The 20413-nt window shown below is 71.1% G+C and carries 18 protein-coding genes; 12 read left to right on the forward strand and 6 right to left on the reverse strand.

All coding sequences use genetic code 11. The features are described from left to right. Positions 1-18: 18 nt before the first annotated feature. Positions 19-219: a hypothetical protein gene (locus tag Vqi01_RS17195; RefSeq protein WP_204035815.1), complete on the reverse strand. Its 201-nt coding sequence runs from the start codon at positions 217-219 to the stop codon at positions 19-21. A gap of 206 nt (positions 220-425) precedes the next feature. On the opposite strand from Vqi01_RS17195, the gene Vqi01_RS17200 reads away from it, so the two are divergent. Then, positions 426-896: a hypothetical protein gene (locus Vqi01_RS17200; protein WP_204035851.1), complete on the forward strand. Its 471-nt coding sequence runs from the start codon at positions 426-428 to the stop codon at positions 894-896. Between the two features lie 34 nt (positions 897-930). Here Vqi01_RS17200 and Vqi01_RS17205 read toward each other — a convergent pair whose 3' ends face one another. The 4 genes from Vqi01_RS17205 to Vqi01_RS17220 form a co-directional block, all read right to left on the reverse strand. After that, positions 931-2088 (reverse strand): hypothetical protein, encoded by a 1158-nt coding sequence (locus Vqi01_RS17205; protein WP_204035816.1) that lies wholly within the window; start codon positions 2086-2088, stop codon positions 931-933. A 171-nt stretch (positions 2089-2259) separates the two neighbouring features. Continuing rightward, positions 2260-9771: a helicase-like domain-containing protein gene (locus Vqi01_RS17210; protein ID WP_204035817.1), complete on the reverse strand. Its 7512-nt coding sequence runs from the start codon at positions 9769-9771 to the stop codon at positions 2260-2262. After that, on the reverse strand, positions 9768-9944 hold the full coding sequence (locus Vqi01_RS17215; protein ID WP_204035818.1) for a hypothetical protein: 177 nt from the start codon (positions 9942-9944) through the stop codon (positions 9768-9770). Before Vqi01_RS17215 ends, Vqi01_RS17210 begins: the two co-directional genes overlap by 4 nt. Before the next feature lie 466 nt (positions 9945-10410). Then, positions 10411-10683: a recombinase family protein gene (locus Vqi01_RS17220; protein ID WP_204035819.1), complete on the reverse strand. Its 273-nt coding sequence runs from the start codon at positions 10681-10683 to the stop codon at positions 10411-10413. 155 nt (positions 10684-10838) lie between these two features. Between Vqi01_RS17220 and Vqi01_RS17225 the strand changes: the two genes are divergently transcribed. The 5 genes from Vqi01_RS17225 (at position 10839) to Vqi01_RS17245 (ending at position 14362) form a co-directional block, all read left to right on the forward strand. Further along, the gene (locus tag Vqi01_RS17225) at positions 10839-11282 is read left to right on the forward strand and encodes a hypothetical protein (protein ID WP_204035820.1); all 444 of its coding nucleotides are present in this window, start codon (positions 10839-10841) and stop codon (positions 11280-11282) included. A 75-nt stretch (positions 11283-11357) separates the two neighbouring features. Next, on the forward strand, positions 11358-12197 hold the full coding sequence (locus Vqi01_RS30800; protein WP_239098456.1) for a hypothetical protein: 840 nt from the start codon (positions 11358-11360) through the stop codon (positions 12195-12197). A 74-nt stretch (positions 12198-12271) separates the two neighbouring features. Next, on the forward strand, positions 12272-12769 hold the full coding sequence (locus Vqi01_RS17235) for a hypothetical protein (RefSeq protein WP_204035821.1): 498 nt from the start codon (positions 12272-12274) through the stop codon (positions 12767-12769). Between the two features lie 276 nt (positions 12770-13045). Beyond that, entirely contained in the window at positions 13046-13801 is a 756-nt protein-coding gene (locus tag Vqi01_RS17240) for a hypothetical protein (protein ID WP_204035822.1), read from the forward strand. Between the two features lie 87 nt (positions 13802-13888). Then, complete coding sequence (locus Vqi01_RS17245) at positions 13889-14362, forward strand: DUF5956 family protein (protein ID WP_204035823.1); 474 nt, start codon at positions 13889-13891, stop codon at positions 14360-14362. Positions 14363-14787: 425 nt separating this feature from the next. On the opposite strand, the gene Vqi01_RS17250 is transcribed toward Vqi01_RS17245, so the two are convergent. After that, positions 14788-15147: a hypothetical protein gene (locus Vqi01_RS17250; RefSeq protein ID WP_204035824.1), complete on the reverse strand. Its 360-nt coding sequence runs from the start codon at positions 15145-15147 to the stop codon at positions 14788-14790. A 93-nt stretch (positions 15148-15240) separates the two neighbouring features. Between Vqi01_RS17250 and Vqi01_RS17255 the strand changes: the two genes are divergently transcribed. The 6 genes from Vqi01_RS17255 (at position 15241) to Vqi01_RS17280 (ending at position 20026) form a co-directional block, all read left to right on the forward strand. Next, entirely contained in the window at positions 15241-15990 is a 750-nt protein-coding gene (locus Vqi01_RS17255; RefSeq protein ID WP_204035825.1) for a GntR family transcriptional regulator, read from the forward strand. Between the two features lie 291 nt (positions 15991-16281). Next, a complete protein-coding gene (locus tag Vqi01_RS17260) occupies positions 16282-16830 on the forward strand; it encodes an RNA polymerase sigma factor (RefSeq protein WP_204035826.1) in 549 nt (182 codons plus the stop codon). Then, on the forward strand, positions 16827-17390 hold the full coding sequence (locus Vqi01_RS17265; protein ID WP_204035827.1) for an Lsr2 family DNA-binding protein: 564 nt from the start codon (positions 16827-16829) through the stop codon (positions 17388-17390). The genes Vqi01_RS17260 and Vqi01_RS17265 overlap by 4 nt, the downstream gene beginning before the upstream one ends. Further along, a complete protein-coding gene (locus Vqi01_RS17270) occupies positions 17387-18064 on the forward strand; it encodes a GGDEF domain-containing protein (RefSeq protein WP_204035828.1) in 678 nt (225 codons plus the stop codon). The genes Vqi01_RS17265 and Vqi01_RS17270 overlap by 4 nt, the downstream gene beginning before the upstream one ends. Further along, positions 18061-18573 carry a hypothetical protein gene (locus Vqi01_RS17275; protein WP_204035829.1) on the forward strand — a complete coding sequence of 171 codons (513 nt, stop codon included), beginning with the start codon at positions 18061-18063 and terminating at the stop codon, positions 18571-18573. The genes Vqi01_RS17270 and Vqi01_RS17275 overlap by 4 nt, the downstream gene beginning before the upstream one ends. Further along, positions 18563-20026, forward strand: a complete 1464-nt coding sequence (locus tag Vqi01_RS17280; RefSeq protein ID WP_239098457.1) for a coiled-coil domain-containing protein — start codon at positions 18563-18565, stop codon at positions 20024-20026. Before Vqi01_RS17275 ends, Vqi01_RS17280 begins: the two co-directional genes overlap by 11 nt. Positions 20027-20413: the final 387 nt, after the last annotated feature.

A 20413-nucleotide genomic window follows, 5' to 3' on the forward strand; every position in this document is an offset into this window, starting at 1 on the left:
GCGACGCCAACCCCTGCCTCACTGCGGCTCGCCGGCCGTGAACCGGACGGCAGTGAGGATGAGCAGGAGGGCGCCGCCGAAGCCACCACCCCCCGTCAGCACGGCGGTGGGCGGGTTGAGTCCGCCGGCCCAGGCGAGCAGGCCAGCGGTGGCGCCGACGAGGACGGCCGTTAGGGCGGCGATCGCGAGCCAGAGGCCGCGGACGGTCAGGGTGGTCAACGGGCAGCCTTCCGATGGTCGAACTTGCTGATGAATCCATCGTTAGGCCTGCTCAGAGTGGTTGATCTCCGGACGTCGACTTGGGCTCATGGTTGTCCCAGCGTTGTCGTGATGCTGGGAAAGTGAGACGTGGGTGGTGGTCCCTAGACTTCGGTTGTCAAAGCGTGACTTCCGAGCGGGGGGCGGACGTGCCGAGAACGTTGAGGATGCCGTCGAAGGACGTGCTGCCGGAAGGTCCTCGCCGCGCCTTCGTCGAGGAGTTGTTCACGCACTACCGGGAGGCTGGCCGGCCGACACTGCGGCAGATCGAGAGTTGGATCCGGGACAACGAGGACCTGCCGGGTACGGCGAGCACCGAGACCATCCGCCGTGTGTTGACCGGTGTCGTGGTGCCGCGTACCTGGGCAACCGTTGATGCCATCCTCCAGGCGTTCTGCGCCCTGGCGGATCGGAGCCCGGACGAAGATCGGTGGCCCGAGGACAACTGGTCCGAGGTGACTCTGCGCGGTGAGCTGAAGAAGCGCTGGAACGCCGTGCTCGATGACTACGAGGGCGACGTACCGACGCTACCGCCCAAGCCGAGCCCCCCGCCGGAGCCTCGTGGCAACTTCGAGGACCCTTGGGCCAACGTCGCCGCCCCCGCGCGAGGCAACTTCGACGAGGAGCCGCCCTTCTGATCGGCGCCGCGCTCTGGGCTACTGCGTTGGCGGTTCAGTAACCCTCGGGAGCGTCGGTGTCTTCCTCCAAGGCCCAGGCCAGGATCTGCTCGTCGGCAGGTACTCCGGCGGCGTCGAGTGCGAGGGCGGCGTCGGCGCGGAGATCGGCGAGGGCTTCGGTCCGGGTCCAGGGCTTCAGTCGGTCGTCACGCATTGTCTGGTAGTGCTTGAGCAGGGTCGAGCCGGCCTGCGCCCATCGCTCTGCGACGGCGCGGGCTTGAGCGGGAAGCACCTCCAGGAAGAGGTTGTGGATGCGTGGCTGGGAGGTGCTGGAGACCAGTTGCAGGTCATCGAGGGCGAGGCCGGTGCGGACTTCCTCCAGCAGCCGGGGGTCGGTCTTGTCGGGCAGGGTCAGGTACTGCTTCTTGGTGTCGTGGACGATGAACCCGAGGTCCTTCGCCATCCAGAACAGCCACTTGTGGGCGCGTCGGCAGATCAGCACCGGAACGATCCGCTGGCCGGGCAGCTCCTGTTGGAAGTGGGCGGCCTTGTAGAGGAGCTGGTGCACTTCGGCGTGTCGGGGGTAGAGGGTCAACCGCCGGTTCTTGATCTCGAACAGGATGGCGTGCGGAACGGGCAGTCTCGCCACCGGGTCGTTGACGAGCATCCAGGCGCCGGAGTCCAGTGGGCCTCTCACGCTGGCCGTGCCGAGGGTGGCCACCTCTCCGAAGCCGGGCGTGATCGGTACGAAGCCGCGGTGCATCGCGTCGGTGAGCGAGGCACGCACGACAGCCTCGCCCGCCGGGCCGAACTCCGTCTTGCTCCACCGCAGGAAGCGGGCGTAGAGCATGGCCTTACGCCGGATGACCCGCTCGATGTATGTCCAGCGGCCGTCGACGTTGCCGGGGATGATCAGCTCGGTGGTGACCCCACCCTTGGTCGGGTGCTCCCAGGTCTGGATCTGCTCTTCTGCGGTGAGGTCCCGGACCGCCTCGCTGAGGATGTGTGGGAAGAAGGAGGCACGCCGACCGCTTCCAGGTTCTTCCCACACTCGCTCCCACAGCCGGGCTTCCAGCTCTGCGTGCGGCACAGCGAACTCGGCCTCAACGAGGTCGACGACGGCGCCCTTGGCGAGTTCGACCCAGGCAGCACGATCCAGGCCCCGCACATCGCGGACGCCGTGGCCGTGGCTTACCGCAGGACGCCGTTTCATTTCCTCCCCCACGGACGCCCCTACATAGAGATGGCTCTGGTCGGGGTGCGCTCATGATCCGCCCGGTGGCGGCAGCTATCGACGGTCGTTCAGTGTAAGAGCGCCGAGGGTGTGATCGCTTATTCCAGCGTCGGGGCCAAGAGTGTCAATGGAGCTCGCGTCCGTGGCGGCTCAGCGGGCGTGGTCGTGGTCGGCTGCGCGGTAGGTGCTGGTCGAGGCGGGTGAGACGGGCGCGGCGGCCGAGCCGCTCACCGACCCCGCGCGAGGAACGGGGAGGAACGCCTTGGCGGCGACCGAGGCTGAGTCGACCGCCGAGGCGGGCACGGCTTGGCGCTCGGATCGAAGGAGCGGCGCGAGGTTGTCCCAGACCAAGTTGGTCAGGCCGGCGCGGAACGCCTCGTCACCGTGAAGCTCGGCGAGGCGTACGACGGCCGCCGGGTCGTCGACATCGCTGATTGCTGTCGTCATCGCGGTGCCGTACGCGGTGGCGAACGCGACCTGGTCGTGGGCGTGGATGGCCGCTTGGACGTCGTCGGCGCGGAATGCCTGCTTGCTGCAGGCGTCCAGCAGCGCCCGGTCCTCGGGGGTGGTGGCCGCGACGATCGCGGCCGGCGTCAGTGGGTCTACTGGTTGGTGCGGCCCGGCCGTGGCCGTGGGCGTCACGGCCGGCGCTACTGACGGTGACGCCGGAGGGGGCGCGTTACGCACTGCCTGGTGCACGGCCTGCCCGGCGGCGCTGTAGAGGGCCTGCCGCCAGGCCGGGTCGTCGCACTTGAGCATCACCGCGACGGCCATCTCCGTGTTGCCGGGGTCGGCGAGGGCGTGGGTGAGCGCCTTGTCGAACGGGGCGGTGAAGGTGGCCAGGTCGGTGGTGCGGGCCGCGTCCTGGACGGCGCCGCCGCCGGCGACGTGCTGCACGCGCCGGTCCAGCCACGTCTGTTCGTCGGGGGTCAGGCTCTCGCGCAGGTCCGTCGGCATCCAGTCGCCGACCGTGACGGGTACGGCGGGCGGGGCGCCCGACGTTGGTGGGGTGGTGTCGGCCATCAGGTCGATGACGGCGTTGATCGCGCGGAGCCGGCGGCGGGTGTCGAGCAGCTCGTCGCGGCGGGGGAACGGCTGGTCGAGCTGCTCGGTGGCGCGGGTGATCTCTTCGTGCTGGCCGGCGATGCGGGCCTGCACGGTGGTCCGGGTGGTGTCCAGGTCGGTGAGCTGGTTCTCCAGGCGGCGGACGAGGCCGGTGGGGTCGCCCTCCACGGCGGAGGTGAGCCCGATGGTGGTGGAGGAGTCGGGGATTCCGTCGAATCGCAGGGCGACGAGCATGCCGTCGCGGCCGGACCAGAACACGGCGTCGACGCCGAAGCCGCCGAGCTGGGCGACGCCGGCGGCTTCGCGCCGGTCGGTGGAGGCGACGCCCTGCGCGGTGGCGGTCAGGGCGTGTTGCAGGGCTCGGCCGGCCTCGGCGCGTTTGGTGAAGCGGTGCCCGGCGACGGTCATGGCGAACTTCTCGCCGCGGGTGTCCTGGCGGCGGGCGATGACGTCGTCGAGCACCTCGACGCGGCGGGTGTCCTTGGTGATCCACGCCTTCAGCTCGCCGACCTGCCGGCGTAGCGCCGCCTGGGTGTTGTGGTGGGTCCGGTCGGCGCGTTCGAGGCGGGTGAGGTCCTGGGCGACCTGCTCGCGGTCCATCAGCAGCGGGTTGCCGGTGGCGATGGCCTTGATCTGGTGCGCTTGTAGGGTCTCGTCGCTGACGTCCTCGATCTCGCGGGCGGAGGTGCCGCGCATGATCTGGTCGATGAAGGTGCCCTTGCGGGCCATGGTCTGCCAGGAGAAGGCGTCGAAGCTGCCGGCGACGACGTAGCGGTAGATGCTGACCTCGGGGTTCTGGTTGCCCTGGCGCAGGATGCGTCCCTCGCGCTGGGTGACGTCGGCCGGGCGCCATGGGCAGTCGAGGTGGTGGAGGGCGACCGCGCGGGCCTGCACGTTGGTGCCGACGCCCATCTTGGCGGTGGAGCCGATGAGCACGGCGACGTCGCCGGAGCGGCAGGCGTTGAACAGGCTGGCCTTCTTGGCGTCGGTGTCGGCCTCGTGGATGTAGCGGATCTTCTCGCGGGGCATCCCGCGCTCGACGAGCAGTTCGGCCAGGGCGTCGTAGGCGTTCCAGCGCTCGGGGTTCGGGGTGGACTGGTCGCAGAAGACGATTTGCAGCGCACCGGGGGTGGGGTGCGGGACGGGGTCGGCTGCGTCGGGGTTGACCAGGTAGACGGTGTCGCGGGTGTCGCGCCAGATCGCGGCGATCCGCTCCGCCGCGGCGTCGATCTTGCCGGGGGCGGTCTGCTGCTCGCCGATGAGTCGCAGGTCCAGCGAGGCGGCGCGGGCCTCGCCGCTTACCTTGAGCATGTTGTCCTGCTGGGGCTCAACCTGCCGGTTGCGGATCCGCTCGACGCGCTCGTCCAGGCCGGAGATGAACTCCTCCAGCTCCGGTGACGGGTCGAGGGTGACGATGTGCGGGGCGCGTTCGCCGTCCTCCCGCTGGGTCAACTGCGGGGTGGGCAGGGCCAGGTCCTCGGGGGTGCGGACGTCGCCGTAGGTACGCATCATCAGCGACAGCTCGGGCACGTTGGCGTACTTGGCCAGCCGGGCGCGCATCTGGAAGCCCTGCCCGGTGGGGGACACCTCGATGGCGGTGACGACCTTGGCGAAGGTGGCCGCCCAGGTGTCGAAGTCGGTGGTGCCGGTGGCCTGTAGGAGGTCGGGGCGGAGCTGGCGGGTCACCACGTACAGCTCGCGTACGGAGTTGGCGATCGGGGTGGCGGTGGCCCCGCACACCACCCGTTGGCCGCGCTGGCGGCGCAGGTAGGACAGCTTCATCCGGAAGTCGACCGCGCGGTCGGAGCCGTCGTTGCCGGCGTCGGGGATGGAGCTGGTGATTGTGTCGTTCTTCAGCTCGTGCAGCTCGTCGCGGTAGACGTAGTCGATGCCGGTCTGCTCGAAGGTGACGCCCGGGTCGCGGGCCTTGTCGAGCTTCTCCTTGACCCGCTCCTCCTTGCGCAGCAGCGCCTTCTGCAGGCGCTTGACGCTGCTGGAGCGCTTGGCGTCCTCTCCGTTGGCGATGGCCTGCTCACCGGCGCGGACGATCTTGTCGCGCAGCTCCTGCAGTTCCTCGTCGAGGAAGCGGCTCTGCTCGTCCGGGGACAGCGAGAGCCGCTCGAAGAACGAGGCGGCCATGATGATCGCGTCCCAGTCGCCGGTGGCGCAGCGGGCGACGAACCGGCGGCGCCGGTCAGTGCTCATGTCGTCGCGGCCGGCGGCCAGTAGCCGGGCCCGGGGGTAGATCTGCAGGAACTCGCGGGTGAACTGCTCCAGCATGTGGTTGGGCACCACGATGGCCGGCTTGTTGACCAGGCCGAGGCGGCGCTGCTCCATCGCGGAGATGGCCATCACCGCGGTCTTGCCGGCCCCGACGGCGTGGAACAGCCCGACCGCCGGCTCGGCGACGATGCGGGCGACCGCCTCCACCTGGTGCGGGCGCGGCGTGAAGCCGACCGCGATGCCGGGCAGCGACCGGGTCACCCCGACGTAGCTGCGCGGCACGGTGGCGTTGAACATCTCGTTGTAGGTGGTGGCGACCTGCTCGGCGCGGTCCGGGTCCTCCCACACCCACGCGCCGAAGCGTTCCTCCAGCTCGATCGCCTTGGCCTGCGCGGCGGCGGTGGCCTCCACGTCGAGGGCGCGTTTGCCCTCCTCCACCTCCACGAACACCCGGATCGGGGTCTTGGTCAGCAGCCGCTGCGCGAGGTCCGGCGCGGCCATTCCCGGCGTGCCCCAGGTCGAGCGGGCCAGGACACCGGCGCGGGAGCCGCGGACCCGCCAGTCGGACCCGCCGACGTGCTCCACCCGCAGTCCCGGGTCGCGCAGCGTCTCCTGGAGGAACTGCTGGATGAGGGGGGCGGGCAGGAACGGAGCGCCGAACGCCGCGTCGATCTCCCCCGGCCCGAGGTCGCGGGGGATCACCCGTTGCAGGGCGCGCACGTTGGTCTCGAAGCGGGGGTCCGTCTCGACGGCGGCCTGGGCGGCGCGCAACTTCACGCGCACGTTGCCCGACAGGTACTCCGGGGCCTCCACGAGCCGGCCCGTGCCCGGGTCGTCGTAGACCAGGTCGCCGAGCGCGGCGCGGGCCTCCGGCTCGCTGACGCCGAGCAGCCGGGCGACCTCGGGCAGCCGCACGTCGCCGTGCGTGTCGACGCAGATGGCCAGGGCGTCGGCCGGGGTGTCCGCGCCGAGCTGCGGCGCCCGGGGCAGGATCACCCGGCGGGCGAAGATGTCGGCCTTCGTCGCGGTCTGGGTGGTGTCGTCGAAGTGCTCCAGGGCGAACACGGTGGCGGCGTGCGGGTCGGTCTGCCGGAAGCGGCCCATCGGCGGGTTGATCCGGGCCATCTTCGGCTCGCCCGTCTCCGGGTCGGTCCGGCCGGTGCGGCGCAGGGTGTAGCGGTTGAGCGGCCCGTGTGCGGCCACGTAGGCGTCGTACCGGTCATTCAGCTCGGCACGCAGTGCTGCCGGTGACCCGGGCGCGGGCGGGCCGCCGTGCTCGTCGCCGTCGTCGACGGTGGCGGCTTCCGCCGTCAGCAGCGCGGTCACGGTGTCGCGCAGCCTGAGCAGTGCCCGCAGCTCGCCGGCCTGGCTGGCGGGCACCTCGTGCGGCACCACCTGGCCGTCGGCGACGGTGGTGAAGGTCCCGTCGTCCTGAGCCTCGATGTGGCCCTCGGCGCGGTCGGTGGGCGCGAGCACCGCCAACGGTTCGGCCGGCCGGTCGCCGTCGACGCGCGGCGTCACGGTCAGGCCCTCCCGGCGGGCCTCGTCGACGACGTCGCGCAGCACCCGGGTCAGGGCCTCACCGGTGTTGTCGCTCGCACGGACGATCAGCTCGCCGTCGCGGTTCATGCCCCGCCCGAGCGTCATCTCGCCGAGCACCCGCTCCGGCCGGTCGGCGAAGTATTCGTTGACCTGGTCGGCCTGCTCGGCGGCGGTGTCCAGGTCCAGGGGCCGGGTCTGCTCCCAGGCGATCGGCCCAGGCTCGCGGTCCGGCTCGCGCCGGCGCAGGATCAGCAGGTCGGTGATGGCCTGGGTGCCGGCGGTGGCCTGGTGCGCTCCGGAGGGCAGGCGCACCGCGGCGACCAGGTCGGCCAGGCCCGCCATCTCCCGCCGGGCGGCGGGGTTCGCCGAGTCCAGGGTGTAGCGGGAGGTGAGCACCGCGACCAGGCCGCCGGGCCGGGTCAGGTGCAGCGACTTGATGATGAAGTGGTTGTGAATGCTGTGCCGGCCGGGGTTGTGCCGCCGGTCGGTCAGCCGCACGTCGGCGTACGGCACGTTGCCCACGGCCAGGTCGAACGCGCCGAACGGGGCCCGGGTATCGGCGAAGCTCTCGGTCCGGATCTCCGCGTGCGGGTACAAAGCGGCGGCGACCCCGGCCGTCACCGGGTCCAGCTCCACGCCGACCATCCGGGCCTGCGGCGGGGCCAGGCCGATGAAGTTGCCCGACCCGCAGCCCGGTTCGAGGACCGCCCCGCCGTCGAAGCCGAGCTCCCGCACCGCGTCCCAGATCGCGCGCACGTACGCCGCGTCGGTGTAGTGGGCGTTGAGGGTGGTCAGCTCCGCTGCGGCGTACTCCTGCGGCGACAGCAGCTCCCGCAGTTCGGCGCGCTGCTGGGCGAACCGGGCGTAGTCGGGGTGGTTGGTGCGGGACTCGAACACCCCGGGCACCGCGCCCCAGCTCGCCCACCGCGCGAGCACGGCCTGTTCCTGCTTCGTGGCCGGGCGGCCAGCGGCTTGCACCTCGCGCAGGGTCCGCAGGGCGGCCAGGTTCGCGCGGAGCTTGGCCATCTCGCCGGCGGGCGCCAGGTCCTGCTGCCCGCCGGGGCGGAACGATTCCGCGGCATCACCGGCGCCGGCGTCCGCCCCGGCGCTATGGTCCGGAGCGGTGTCGCTGGCCTCTTCGACCGGGCCAGCTACCGGGTCGGGGTCTGCGGCTCGTCCTCGTCGTCCTCCTCCTCCTCCTCCTCCTCCGCGACCCGCTGCCACCACGGGTCGTTCGGGTCCTCCACCAGCGGCGTCCACGTCGGGCCGGCCACCGGCGTCGTCGACCCGGTCGGCGTCTCGTCCGCTGGCTGCTCGGCGTTCGGGTCGATCAGGAGCAGCTCGGGGAGGATCTCCTCCTCCGCCATCTGCTTCGCCGCGTTCAGCCGGCCGAGCTTGCCGAGGTACCCCTCGCCCGGCTGATCCGGACCGGCCAGCTCCCGCGTCCGCTGCTCGATCTGCTCCGCTGCCTGCTCCCCCAAAGTCGAGAAGAAGCTGCTCGGGTCCTCGATGGTCGCGTACCGCTGGGGCAGGTACGTCTGCCAGTGCTTCTGGGCCTGCGCCCCGTAGTGGTTCATCCGTCTCCTCCGCGTCGGCCGGGCCGTCCTGGTCACCGTCGGCGGGCGGGTCGGCGGTCGCCTCCTCGCCCGCGTCGACCACCGGCGGCGCGTGCGCCGTGGCCGCGCCGTCGAGAACGGCCGGAGCGGGGGCCGGCACGTCGACCACGGGCGTGGCCGGCTGCACATCGGGGGCAGGCTCCGGGTCCAGGTGCCGGGCGACGTACGCCTCCAGGGCGGCGATGTCCACCCCGCTCGCGCCGACCTGGTAGCGCAGCAGCGACCGCGCCGAGCGGGCGACGCCGGCGCGGCCCGCGGGCGTCTGGTAGGTGCGGGCCGCCCACTCGACCCGGGCGGTGACCACGGCCTCCAGCAGCGGCCGAGCACGGTCCTGCGGCCGGGGGCCGATCGCCCGCAGCGCTCCCGGCGTCGTGGGGTGGGCCTGCACGGCGGGGGCGAGCAGGTGGTACGCGCGCTCGGCCGCGCGCCGGCCGGCCTCGCCGGCGCCGATGGCCACGGTCACGCCTGCGGCCACGTCGGCCTGCTCGGTGAGCACCGCGACCTGTGTGGGTGTCAGCGTCGGCCCACACGGTGCGACCACCACCGGGGCATCCTCGCCGGCCGTCGCGGACCGCGCGATCGCCTCCAGCGCCGTGGCGGCCACCACCACCGGCCGGCCGGTCCGCTCCGGCTGCTCGGCGAGCCCGACCAGCGCGTCGGCCGGCCGGTGGATCGCGGTGGCCGGGCCATGCAGCACCGGCGGCACCGACTCATCGGCGCCGGGCGGGGCGTACCCGACGAAGCTCACCACGGCGTGCGTCTGGGGATCGCGCACGCCGACCACGACCCGGTCCTGGAAGCGGTCGACCAGCAGGCCGCCCCGGCCGGTCGAGGCCAGCCCGGAGGCCAGGATCTCGGTGTCGGTGAAGCCGGCCCGGCGCAGCTCGTTGACCAGCGCCATCGGGCGGCCTGGCGCGTACCCGAGCATCCACCGGCCGTCGACCGGCACGCCCTGCCCAGTCAGCCACCGACGCGGCCCCGCGCCGCCCGGCCCGTCGAGCTGCGCCCGGTAGAAGCGGGCTGCGAGGTCCTGCGCGGCCAGTAGCCGGTCCTGCTCGGCGGTGGTCACCCGGGGCCGCGTCGGAGGCCGGGGCGTGACCTGGGCATCCAGGGATGCCGCGCGCAGCGCCAAGGCCGCAGCTCGGTCGCGGGCCGCGTCGACCCGCTCGGCGACCTCAGCCGCCACCTGGTCGTCGCTGCGGTCAGGCATCGTCATGAAGCCCGCTCGTCGTCGGGCTCACCCGCAGGCAACAGCCCCTGCGCGCGCAGCCGCTCGAACAGCCGTTGATGGTGCTCCAGCGTGGACGTGAGCTGGTCGATCTGGTCCTGCAAGCCCGCGATCGTGCTGTCCACAGTTCGCGGTGCAGGCTGCGCAGCTTCGTCGGTCATCGTGCCCCCGTAGTGATCGACTCCCCGCCCACGGTAGTCAGCCCCGGCACGCTACGTCGAGATAGATCCGGGCCGCTACCGCCGACGCTCGCCCGAGGGGTTGATGCTGCGGAATCACACCCAGGGCAACAAGCCGGGCCAGGAGACGCCGACCGGCTCCCGGCCGTCGTGGTCGTGCTTTCCAATATCGACGCCTCCGGCGGGGCCTCTCTCGGAGATCCGGGAGGGGACCACAGGTGCCAGGTGGGTGAGTGGTCACCCAGGGGTGGGACCTCCCCGCGCCGGCCGCCCAGGGGGGCTACCAGACCGGCTCTGGGGCGACCAGGCCAAGCCGCTTCGCGGTCGGCTTCGCCGAGCCTGGCCACCCCAGAGCCGGCCCGGTCGATCGGAGATCGGCCGACACGAGGAGATCCCACCCCACCCCCGGCACCGCGCGCGGGCAAGCCCGCAACCCCTGACCCAGGACCTACGCCGACCCCTGCGCCGCGTCGTACCGGTCGAGCACGTACTTGACGCTGGTCTTGGCCCACTGCCCCTTCCCCGACGGGGTCGGGACCTGCTCCGCGTTCAACGCCGCGGCGATCGCGGCCAGTGACAGGCCCTCACCCCGCAGCTGCGCCGCCCGGGCGGCCGAGGGCGGCAACGGCGCCGGCGGACGGCCCAACCGCACACCCCGGTCCCGAGCCGCCGCCATCCCCGCCGACACCTCGGGCCGGCGCATCTCCGATTCGCTGCTCATGCCCCTCAGCGTACGGCAAAAAGGTACAGAAAAAGCCCCCGCCAGCAGCTTTTTCTATACCTTTTCCTGTACGATAGAGGAGTAAGGAACGGCCCGGCGGGTGCAGCAACACCCGGCCGGGCCAGGAAGAACAGCCCTCTGCGAAAGGGAGTTCCATGTCCCAGGATACGACGTTCCCGGCCCGGGAGATCAACGACCAGGACGAGTGCGTGGGCTGCGGCGCCCACCTCTCCGACCCGTGCCACCCGCTGTGCCCGTTCGAGACCGGCGAGTTCGGTCCGGCGGTCATCCTGCAGGCCGCCAACCTGCGGGTCCGCAACCACCCGGCCGGGATCGGCTACGACCTCGCCGGCGCCATCTTCGCCGCCGCCATCGACCTGGCCGGCCGCGACCAGGCGCAGGCGCTCGCCGACGCGTCCCGCGCGGTGCTGGCCGACTACCTGGTCGGCCAGTGGGGGCCGCAGGCCCAGGCGATCCACAGCCAGGTGGTCTACCGGCACGGCCTCTTCGCCCAGCTCGCCGAGATCACGGTCTCGCTGTACGGCGCGGCGGACCAGTACGACGACAACACCCCCACCCCCACCCCCGACGACTGCTGAGACCCAGCCGGGCCGGCCCACCGTGGCCGGCCCGGCTTCCACAGCCCGACTCAGCACATCGAAGGGATCGAGACCATGACCAGCACCACCCAGACGCGCCCCGCCCAGCTCGCGCCGGTCCGCGTCGGCCGAGGCCGCGCTGTCCACCTCGGCAACCTGAGCAGCATCAAGGGCCCGGCCGGCGAGCCCCGCTACGTCTCCAGCTCGTGCGGCGCCAGCACCCGAGGCGACACCGCCGCGGCCGGCGCTGCCATCGCCGAGCCGATCGACTGCCGTACCTGCACGAAGGTCAACCCGGTCCGTGTGGCCTGGATCAACGCCACCGTGATCGCGGGGACCAGCGGTCCGGTGACCCTGCCGCACACCGGCCTGACCGTGCCGCACACCCAGCTCCGGGTCGACGGGCCCGCCCAGCTCGGCTCCGGCCGCGCGGAGCAGCACCAGCTGTACCTCGGTGACCGCTTCGTCGGCTGGATCACCACCCACCCGCACCACCCGCACCGCAGCGCCACCTACCGGACGAACTCCCTCGGGGGCAGGGAACTCGACGAGTACGCCCAGCAGTGCCGGCTGTTCACCGGCGAGCCCGCCACCGTCGCCGACGTGCTGGCCGAGCTGGTCCGCGAGCACATCACCGCGGCGGACATCGCCGAGCGGCTGGCCGCCTCCCGCACCCCGGTCCGGCTCATGCAGCACATCCTCGACGGCGACGGCCAGCCCACCGGGGCCCCATACCCGACCATCTACGCCAGCGCCAGCGCACCGCTGACCACAGACCCTGCCTGGCACCGCGCGGTAGCCCGCGCCCTGCACCGAGACTCCCCCGCCGGCCCCGGTCAGCACTGGCAGATCTGGACCCCCACCGGCTGGACCCGCTTGCCCGACATCGTCGACGTCGACCAGGACCTCGGCTGACCGCACCCGTGCCCGGGCAGCCATCGGCCCGGGCACGGGGATGCCATCCGACCAGCAACGACGGGGAGACCACCATGACCAACAGCCACCGGCATGAGGCCCGCACCATCCTCGCCACCGCCACCCTGGACACCCACCGCCCGCTGCTGGCCTGGGCCGTCGGGGCCACCGCCCGCAGTCACGCCATCCACCCGCTGACCTACTGGCGCACCCGAGACGCCCGACGGCTCGCTCCGGAGTACGAGGGGCAGACGCTGCCCGCCGGCAGGATGCTCCGGCTCGACCGGGCACGCATCGAGATCACCGACGGTACCCTCCGCCAACCGCTGCGACTGACCTGGGCCGATCTGGGCGCCGTCCTCGACAGCGACCGGGTTACCGACGCCCTGATTCGCCACTGCGAGCAGACCGTCATCGCCTGGCGCGACCACCCGGGCGGATTCCGGGGAGTCGGCTGGAACGATGTTCTCGACGCCTGCGGTCGCGCCGGAGACGCCGTATGGGCAGCGTGCCGGCCAACCGACCCCGGCGAGCAACTCGACCTGTTCTCCCTCGCCGGCATCGAGAGTTGAGGCCAGCACCAGATCGGTGAGCACCTGGCCGCCACGATCCGGCGCTTGAGACTGGCAGGGTCAAGTAATCCAACTGTCTCGTATTGCAGGTCAAGGCCAAGATCGTGCCTCATCCTGCATTGGCAGACGACAGCGGGAGCTTGCCAACCGACTGGTCATAACCAGCGTGAAGTTGAGCGGGGCGCAGACGTGATCACGGAAAGCGACTCTTGCGCTACTTATTGCTATGTGACACCTTCGGGATAAGGTTATTCATCTCCGAAGGGATAGACAGGAATGCGGAAAAAGCTGGCAGTTGTAGCAGCTCTGGTTCTGTCAGGATTCGGACTCGCCGTCCCGACCCCGGCCACAGCAGCCGCTAAGCCCTCCGGCCGCCTAGCAGCCCTCGCTCCGTGCATCACCCTCGCAACCCAGCAGCACGCAGCCCAGTGGGTATGCACAGCCGACGGCCTCACCGTCACCGCCCTCACCCCGTCTGGGCAGTTCACCAGCACGTTCACGCCCGTCACCCCCGCCCCCACTGCTGCGGCGGTCCAGGACTTCGGCACTCTCGCCGACGATTACGACACATGGTGTGAGACCGGTTCGGTCTGCCGCCGGACGCTCAGCGACTACCTCGCCGAGACCAAGGGCAATGCCGCCTACGGCAATACCAGCGGAGTCATCGGTACCTACGACGTGATTCTCCGTACCAACCTCAACGGCCGCCAAGGCCAGTGGCGCGTCAGCCTGATCTGGGATAGCGGCCCCACCCTGTCTTTCAGCAACACCAGAGTCAACTGCCGTGAGGACCAGGTCGGCCCGGACGCCGACTGCGGTCAACACCCCGTCGGCGGAGCAGTCGTCGGCCCATCCACCAAACGCTGGGACAGCAGCATCGTCTACGGCAACCGCCTCGTCGACGCCAACGACTACTTCGCCACCGTCAACACCACGTTCACCCCCAGTGGGTACCCGGCCTACACCGCAGCCGAGCTTCGCTCGCAGTCCTTCAACTGCCCGTCCGGCGACCGCAACTGCGTATTCCCGTAACGCCTGGTACTGGTAGTCGACGCAGTCACAATGGGGTTGGGGTGCGTCGGGATCGGCGGGCCCCAGCCCTCACAACAGGAGGCAACCATGAGCGACGCGGAGACCAGCGCTGGAGGCTGGAACGACGTGCCGCTGATGCCTGCGCCGCCGGCTACAACCGACAACCGCGAGTGGTTCGAGCTGCCCGAAAGCACATGGGGCGCTCTGGTCGGCTGGACCGCCGGTACTGCCAGGATGGCCCGCGTTCTTGACCGTGTGGAGTCGCACTCCACGGTCATCACGACGAGCGGCCCGACCGGCGACGACCGGGAGGTGCGGCCGCGCACCTTGGATGAGCAGGCCGGTGTTGATGCCACCATCAACGAATACCTGCAAGCCTGCGGGGCCCCGGCCCGTCCGCCCGGGTACCGGTGGTTCCTGCGCCTCCCGGTCGGGTACAGCGAGGCCCGGTTGTGGGCCGAGGTAAATGAGGCTCTGCCCCCGTCGGCGATCTACCCGGCCGACGTCGCACCCCGAGTCGCCGCGATCGTGGCCGGGATGTACGCGGGCGCTGGCCGGTAGCTCTCGCCGGCCCGGCCAACCTGATCGTCACCCCACGCGGCCGGCGCGGATCGTCGACTGCGCGATGGCGACCACGGCCGGGCGCGCAGAAGGAGAACCGCGTCGTGCGTGAGTACCCAGTCATCGCCTCCCTGGTCGTGTTCGTCGCGCTCGCCGCCCGAGTCGGCCCGTGAGGACCAACGTTCGGGAAAGTCACGCTAAGGGTGATCTTGGTTCGGGTTGACCCGTCCCGGAAACGAGGGTTTCCGGGACGAGTCGTCGCGGGTCATGCACCGCCTCTGTTTCCGCAGGTCGCTGAGTCCCGAAACTCGTCTCCAAACCGGCGTGTCGCCAGCGAGGTTGTGGGACGTTTTCGGGACCGTGCTTAGCGCTCAACCTCGGCTTAGCGTGACTTTCCCGAACGTTGGTCCTCAAGCGCCGAGTCGTCAAGCATCGTCGACCGGGATGTAATGCACCAGGTCGGGGGCGATGATCGCGGGGGTCAGGTGCGGCTCGCTGGTCAGGTAGTAGGCGTCATGGGTAAGGGCTGCCCACACCGCGTGTGCGCGGGCCAGGTCGCCTTTGACCAGGCGCACGGTGGTGGCCGCGCCGGCAGCGCCGGCAGCGTCGAGGGGGAGCACCTCCACGCCGGGCAGGGTGGCCAGCACCCCGAGCCGGCCACGGGCGGGCCGGTCGGTGGTCTGGGCGTAGGCGTCCAGCAACGCCACCGTGGGCAGGCCCACGTACGCGCCCTCGTCGGCGATGTCGACCAGCAGCTCCCCGACGTGCACATGGTGGCGTGCCACATGTGAGGAGTGTCCTCGTGCCTGGACGCCGACTAGAGTTCAATGTTATAGAACGTGAGCACGAGTGCGAACGTGAGATCGAGGAAGGTGAGCGTGTCACCAGAGGTGCAGCGATCGCTGCCTCCGTACCTGCAAATCACCCAGCACTACAGGGAGATGATCAAGAGAGGCGAGCTCAAGGACGGAGACCGCTTGCCATCAACCCGTCAGATCGTTGATCAATGGGGGGTAGCTCACGCCACCGCAGCCAAGGCGCTGTCCACGCTGCGTGCGGAAGGGCTCGTGAAGGCTGTCTCGGGCGGCGCGGGCGGGACCGTTGTTAGCGTTCGGGAGATGGGCCAGTCTCCCCAGGATCGAGTCATGGCGGGACGCCGGTGGGGGCGCATCTACCCGGATGGGGAGCAGGCGCGGATCGTGTCGGCAGAGGTGGTTCCTGCGCCGGCTCACGTGGCTGAAGCCCTCGGGGTTGATCCTGATGCCGAGGTGATCCGGCGACGCCGCATCACGTATCGAGGTGACACTCCGGTGTCGATGTCGACAAGCTGGTTCACCGGGGATCTTGCTGAGACCGCCCCGGATCTCCTTCTGGTTGAGCGCATCAGGTCCGGTACTCCTCGCTACATCGAGCAGCAGACTGGTCGGATGGTGCGTCGAGGTCGTGATCAGTTCACGGCTGGGCTTGCCGCCGCCGACGTGGCGCAGTCGCTGGGAATCGCCGAGGGGAGTCCTGTGCTTGTCGGACGCAACTGGTTCCGAGACCAAGCCGGCAACGTGATCGAGTTCGGCGAGTACGTGTCGACCCAGGGGCGCTGGCAGTCGTACGAGTACGAGGTCGCGGGGTAGCTTTCGCTGCCTTGACGTGATCGACAAGGAGGGGCGGCCCATTCGGGGCCGCCCCTCCTTGCCTTTTCGCCGCGAAACTTGGCGTTTGGTGTTGACCGCGTTCTAGTACGCGTTCTATGGTTGGCGCACGTTCTACCCCACAGAGTAGAACGTGAGGGCCCCGACCGATTGCAGCGGCGAGGCCCTCCGGCATCCGATCCCACTCACAAGGAGCAACAGATGCCAGTAATGAGGGTACGTGCTGCCCGGATACATTCGGACCAGGCCCGACCTGGATCGACGGCCAACGACGTGTCTGTGCTGGTGGCGCGGGCTCAGGCGGGTGATGCGGAGGCGTTTGGCGAGGTTTACGACTGCTACGTCGACCAGGTCTTCCGCTTCATCTACCGGCGGGTGCTGGACCGGCAGGTGGCTGAGGACCTGACCTCGGAGACGTTCCTGCGGGCCCTGCGTAACCTCGCCGCGTTCCGCCGGCCGGGCGGCGACTTCGCCGGCTGGATCACCACGATCGCCCGGAACCTGACCATCAATCACCTGCAGTCGCATCAGCGGCGTGAGTGCCCGGTAGCCGAGGTCCATGAGCTGGTCTCGACCGGTGACGTGGCTGGTCCGGAGGCGGCTGCGGTGGACCGGCTGACCCGCGAGGCGCTGGTCGCGGGGATCGCGAAGCTCAGCCCGGTGCAGCGGCAGTGCATCACGCTGCGGTACCTGCGGGAGCTGTCGATCGAGGAGACCGCCCAGGCGCTGGGCAAGACCCCGGCGGCGATCAAGGCGGTGCAGCACAAGGCGTTGAGGGCGCTGCGTGGGTTGTTGCCGGCGACGGTGGTGATGCCGGCATGAGTACCACGACGATGCCGCCGGCTAGCGGCGCTGACCGACCTGCCCTGGTGCGGGCCGCCCAGGGAAAGACGGCCCCTATGCAGCGGGTGCCGATGGGTATCCGGATCGTCACCGGCCCCGGTGCGCCGCTCGCCGCGACCGTGTCGCAGCCGACTGAGGCCGTCCGGTCGGTGGAGGAGCTGCTGAGTGTGGCTGCCGCGAGCGAGTCGGCGCGGACCCGGCAGCTCGTCAAGAAGATCCGCGGGCTGGTCGAGGACTTGACCGGTCGGGTGGAGGCAGAGGAGGCGCAGCGCCGGGAGCGGGAGGCTGCGGAAGAGCAGCGCCGCAAGCTCGCCGAGGCCGAGGCCGCCCTTGCGCGGCAGCTCGCCGAGGTGCGGCAGAAGCTGCGGACCCGCGATTCCGCGGCATCGCCGTCGCGGGACCGGCAGGGCGCCGAGCAGCGGGCCGCGATCCGCAAGTGGGCCGTGGCCAACGGCTACGAGGTGAAGGACCGGGGCCGGATCCCGCGTGAGGTCGTGCAGGCGTGGGTGGCCGCGACCGGGTCGGAGGTGACCCGGTGATCACCGAGATCCTGATCCCCGCCGCCGGTGCGGTGTCGCTGCTGGGCAACGTGTGGGCGGCGCGTAGGGTGCGTGGGCTGCGCCGCCGGCTGGTCGAGGCCCGTCGTCGGGCGATCACTGACCCGCTGACCGGCCTGGCCAACAGGGCGGGCCTGAACCGGGTCCTGGCCGGCCTGGCGGACGAGTCCTACGACCTGGTCTTGGTCGATCTGGACAAGTTCAAGCAGGTCAACGACACCTACGGCCATGCCGCCGGTGACCGGTTGCTGGTCGAGGTCGCCGCCCGGATCTCGGCGGTGGTGGAGGACATCGACGGTGCGGTGGTCGCCCGTATGGGCGGCGACGAGATCGTCCTGGCGTGCCCGTCGCCGGCGCCGCTGGCGCAGATCCTCGGCGCCGACGTTATCGCGGCCCTGGCCGAGCCGATCGAGGTCGCCGACGGCGTCGCGGTGCCGGTGCGGGCCAGCCTCGGCGCGGTTCACGTCACCGCCGGGGAGGACCCGGCTCGCGCTTTGGCGGCGGCGGATGCCGCCGCGTACGAGGTCAAGGCCCGGGGCGGGGACGGGATGGTCGAGCACGATGTGTTGGCCGCCCTGCCTGGGGTCGAGTCGCGGCCGATGGTGCGGATGCGGGAGATGGCCGCCCTGGTGCGGGTGCTGGGGGTGACGGCATGACGACCCCGAACGTCCTGGACATGACTGCCCTGCTGGACCGTTACAAGGCCGGCCTTCGGGACGTGACGGACGCCGAGCTGGAGCGTCGCGCGGTGAGGGTCGCGGCCCTGCCCGGCCGGCTCGCTGACGGGCTGCGCCACCTGGTCGACGCGGAGCGGGAGCGCCGACAGGCTGCGCGCCAGCCGGTCTCGCCGGCTGCCCGGTCGCGGGTGGCGCTGGCCGCCGCCGGTGCGGCGGCCGCGGGGGCACCGGTCGCGGTGTTTGCCGGCCGGGCGTTCGCCGAGTACGCCGACCACGTCCCGCAGGCTCTGGTGTATTCCCCGGCCGTCGCGGTCGGCCTGGTCGCTGTGGCGGTCGGCGGTGGCCGGCTGGCCCGGTGGGTCGACGACCGCCGGCACCCCTTGGCGGTCGACGTCGACGAGGCCGGCCTTGACCCGCTCGGGAAGGAGTTGCTGGCCCGGGTGCGGGCGCAGCGGCTGGTCCGTGGGGAGGTGTTCGGTGAGCACTGAGGCGACTCGACCCGTGGACGTGCCGGTGGACAGCCGGGCGGACAAGGTCGAGGACACCGTCAAGCTGGTCGTTCTTATCGCGATCATGCTGGCCGCGCTCGCGGCGTCCTTCACGCACATGAAGGACTGGACGATGGACTGGATGCCGGAGCACACCCCGGAGTGGTTCGGGTGGGCCAACGCGGTCATCTCCGAGCTGGTGCCGCTGGTGGCGACGCTGTCGTTGCGTAAGCGGCTGCGGCAGGGCAAGAGCTTGTGGTCCTACGCCCTGGTGATCCTGCTGTTTGGCGCGGTGCTGTCCCTGGCGGCGCAGTTGTCGGCGGTCGGCGCGGACGCGTCGTGGTCGGCGAAGTTCCTCGCCTGCCTGCCGTCCCTCGCCTTCCTCTTCCTGTCCAAGCTGGTGCTCGGCGATCTTGACGGCGGTCGGAAGCACGCGGAAATCGAGGCCGAGCGGCGGCGCCTGGCCGACGCCGAGGCGGCCCGTCGGGCGGAAGAGGTCCGGGTGGCGCGGGCGGAAACCGCCGCCGCGCGAGCGGCGCAGGCGGAAGCCGAGGAAGCGGCGCGGACGGAAACGGCTCGGGCCGAGGCGGAAACCGCCGCCCGGGTCGAGGCGGAAACCCGGGCGGCCGAGGCGGAAACGCGGGCGCGGTCGACAGCGGAAGCGCGGGCGGAAATCGAGGCCGTCACGGAGGCGGAAATCGCCGAGCACGCCCGGGCCGCTACGGAGGCTCGTGAGGCCGCCCGTGTCGCCGAGCAGCGGGCCACCGACGCGATCGAGGCCGCGCGGCTGGCCGAAGGTCGGCTGGCCGAGGCCCGCGACGCCGCAGACCGGGCGGCGACGGCCCGGGTACTGGCGGAGCAGGCCGCAACCGAGCAGGTCCGGGTACTCACCGACGCCGCTGAGCAGGCCGAACGCGACTACCAGCAGGCTCTCGCGGAGGCCCGCTCCACCGCGCAGGCCGCCCAGGATCGGGCCGTCGAACTGGACGAGACGGTGCGGGCGTTGCGGGCGCAGCTCGACGAGGCGCAGCGTTTCGCCGAGCGCCAGGCGTCCGCGCGGGCTTACGCCGAGCAGGAGAGCCAGGCGATCAAGGCCGCCCGTGACACGGTGGTCAACGAGCTGGAGCGCACCCGTCGGGCCCTCGCACGCGCCCAGGAGAAGGCGGAAATCAGCTCGGGCCGGCAGCCGGAAATCGTGCGGCCCGCCGCCCGGAAATCTCTGGCCTCGGTTCCGGCGGTGCTGCCGGCTGACCTGCCCGATGTGGAAACGGTCAAGCCGGAAACGGTGGCCACCGTCCTGATCGCCAAGGCGGAAAACCCGCACGCGACGCAGGCCGCTCTGAAGGAGATCACCGGAATTTCCGAGCGGACGATCCGCAAGGTCCTCAACGCCGTGCCGGCGGAAATCGCCGGCCAAGTCCTCGAACTGGCCAGCGGCAACCGCGTCGCCTGACGCGCCGCAGGCCCCGGGAGATGAGCCCACGGTGCTCGATCCGCCGACCACGTCGGGTCGAGTGCCGTGGCCCCACCCCTCGGCACGGAGGAACAACCCGATGACCCGCTCCTCGAACCCGCACCGCACACCCGTGAAGGAGGTGATCTCGTGAGCGCCCAGCCCGCCGAGGAAAACTACGTACCGTCACCGGCGCCGCGAGTTCCATTCCGGCGTCCGGCCGACGTGGTTTCCCTCGTCCAACCCAGGTCAGAGGGCCTGGAGGCCACTCCCCTACCGGAATTCAACCAGGACAAACCCGCGCATACTGCGCCGGCCGTTTCTGGCCCCAATTCCGGCATCGGAATTACTCTCCGTGACATTCCGGGGGATTGGGAGAGCGTCACG

Origin of the sequence: Micromonospora qiuiae, assembly GCF_016863555.1 — a bacterium.
In the GTDB taxonomy this organism is placed as follows: domain Bacteria; phylum Actinomycetota; class Actinomycetes; order Mycobacteriales; family Micromonosporaceae; genus Micromonospora; species Micromonospora qiuiae.

Bases quoted from the DNA above. Each gene is read 5' to 3' on its own strand.
- Vqi01_RS17200 (WP_204035851.1), top strand. From the start codon at position 426: ATGCCGTCGAAGGACGTGCTGCCGGAAGGTCCTCGCCGCGCCTTCGTC.
- Vqi01_RS17205 (WP_204035816.1), bottom strand. From the start codon at position 2,088: ATGAAACGGCGTCCTGCGGTAAGCCACGGCCACGGCGTCCGCGATGTG.
- Vqi01_RS17210 (WP_204035817.1), bottom strand. From the start codon at position 9,771: ATGACGATGCCTGACCGCAGCGACGACCAGGTGGCGGCTGAGGTCGCC.
- Vqi01_RS17215 (WP_204035818.1), bottom strand. From the start codon at position 9,944: ATGACCGACGAAGCTGCGCAGCCTGCACCGCGAACTGTGGACAGCACG.
- Vqi01_RS17220 (WP_204035819.1), bottom strand. From the start codon at position 10,683: ATGAGCAGCGAATCGGAGATGCGCCGGCCCGAGGTGTCGGCGGGGATG.
- Vqi01_RS17225 (WP_204035820.1), top strand. From the start codon at position 10,839: ATGTCCCAGGATACGACGTTCCCGGCCCGGGAGATCAACGACCAGGAC.
- Vqi01_RS30800 (WP_239098456.1), top strand. From the start codon at position 11,358: ATGACCAGCACCACCCAGACGCGCCCCGCCCAGCTCGCGCCGGTCCGC.
- Vqi01_RS17235 (WP_204035821.1), top strand. From the start codon at position 12,272: ATGACCAACAGCCACCGGCATGAGGCCCGCACCATCCTCGCCACCGCC.
- Vqi01_RS17240 (WP_204035822.1), top strand. From the start codon at position 13,046: ATGCGGAAAAAGCTGGCAGTTGTAGCAGCTCTGGTTCTGTCAGGATTC.
- Vqi01_RS17245 (WP_204035823.1), top strand. From the start codon at position 13,889: ATGAGCGACGCGGAGACCAGCGCTGGAGGCTGGAACGACGTGCCGCTG.
- Vqi01_RS17265 (WP_204035827.1), top strand. From the start codon at position 16,827: ATGAGTACCACGACGATGCCGCCGGCTAGCGGCGCTGACCGACCTGCC.
- Vqi01_RS17275 (WP_204035829.1), top strand. From the start codon at position 18,061: ATGACGACCCCGAACGTCCTGGACATGACTGCCCTGCTGGACCGTTAC.